Consider the following 1,664-nt stretch of genomic DNA (forward strand, 5'->3'; position numbering starts at 1 on the left):
GGGCACCATGGCGGTTCTTGTGACGGGCGGGGCTGGGTACATCGGCAGCCACATGGTGCTGGCGCTTCTGGACGCGGGGCACGACGCGGTCGTGGTGCTCGACGATCTCTCGACGGGCTTTGCCTGGGCGCTGCCGCCGGAGGTCACCCTCGTGCAGGGGGACATCGCCGACCAGGCCCTGGTGGCCGAGACCATCCGGCGCCACGGCGTCGACGCGCTCGCCCACTTCGCCGCCAAGATCGTGGTGCCGGACTCCGTGGCCGATCCCCTCGGCTACTACCTCGCCAACACCGTCAAGTCCCGCGCCCTGCTCGAGGCCGCCGTGCGGGCGGGCGTGCGCCACGTCATCTTCTCCTCCACCGCCGCCGTCTACGGCGAGCCCGCCGTCTCGCCGGTGCCCGAGGACCTGCCGCCCGCCCCCATCAACCCCTACGGCCGCTCCAAGCTGATGACCGAGTGGATGCTCGCCGACGCGGCCCGCGCCCACGGCCTCAGCTACGTGGCGCTGCGCTACTTCAACGTCGCGGGCGCCGACCCGCGCGGGCGGGCCGGCCAGTCCTCGCCCCAGGCCACCCACCTGATCAAGGTCGCCACCCAGGCGGCGCTCGGCCAGCGCGGGGCGCTCGAGGTGTTCGGCACCGACTACCCGACGCCGGACGGCTCGTGCCTGCGCGACTACATCCAGGTCTCGGACCTGGCCGCGGCGCACCTGGTGGCGCTGGGCCACCTGCGCGGGGGCGGGGGCAGCCTGACGCTGAACTGCGGCTACGGGCGCGGCTACTCGGTGCTGGAGGTGATCGACGTGGTCAAGGCGGTCTCGGGCGTCGACTTCCCGGTGCGGCTGTCCCCGCGCCGGGCGGGCGATCCCTCGCGGCTGATCGCCGGCGCCGACCGCATCCGGCAGGAGCTCGGCTGGCAGCCCCGCCACGACGACCTGCGCGCCATCGTGGCCCAGGCCCTCGCCTGGGAGCGCGCCCTCCCACACAGAAACCAGCGCTGAACCCGCCGTGAGGGCCGCCGGGCGCGGCCCTGGCACACGGCGGCGGCGGCGCGCAAGTCCTCACAAGGCCGGAGGCCGGCACCACCCGATTGTTGATGGTTTGTTAACGGGTTTCCCGCTACGTTCGAGACCACGAGATGCCGAACGCCCGACACCGTCAGGCACAGAGGCGACGCCTTGGTCGGCATCTCGTTCTTCCAGGACGCGGACCGCCGGGCGATGCTTCGGCGGCCGGGCCGTCATTGCGGCAGGTTCTGGAACCATCCCTGCAGCATGGCGTACTGGACGATCTTCGACCGGGTGCGGATGTCGAGCTTCTCGCTCGCCCGCGTCTTGTAGGTCTCGACCGACTTCGCCGTCACGCCGAGCTTGCCGGCGACTTCCTTGTTGGTGAAGCCGAGGGCGATCAGCCGGATCACCTCGCGCTCGCGCTCCGTCAGGGGCGGCGCGCCCCGCTCGCAGCGCCCGCCCGCCCGCGGCACGATCAGGTCGCTGATCGGCACGAAGCGGTCGGCGATGGCGGGATCGAGGTAGAGCCCGCTGCCGCTCACCGCCCGGATCGCCTGGAGCAGGTTCTCGCCGACCGAGCGCTTGAGGACGTAGCCCCGCGCCCCCGCGCCGAGCGCCTGCCGCACGTAGGTGCGGTCGTCGTGGGCGCTCAGCA

2 protein-coding genes are annotated in these 1,664 nt (G+C 72.7%); one reads left to right on the forward strand and one right to left on the reverse strand.

The annotated features are described in order from the left end of the window. Nucleotides 1-7: 7 nt before the first annotated feature. On the forward strand, nt 8-1,000 hold the full coding sequence (galE, locus tag DT057_RS34830) for a UDP-glucose 4-epimerase GalE (RefSeq protein ID WP_128566545.1): 993 nt from the start codon (nt 8-10) through the stop codon (nt 998-1,000). 239 nt (nt 1,001-1,239) lie between these two features. Here the strand turns inward: galE and DT057_RS34835 are convergent. Then, nucleotides 1,240-1,664, reverse strand: a 425-nt coding sequence (locus tag DT057_RS34835) for a response regulator transcription factor (protein WP_162501617.1), incomplete at its 5' end; no start/stop codon positions are given.

This window comes from Methylobacterium crusticola (genome assembly GCF_003574465.1).
Classification (GTDB): Bacteria; Pseudomonadota; Alphaproteobacteria; order Rhizobiales; family Beijerinckiaceae; genus Methylobacterium; species Methylobacterium crusticola.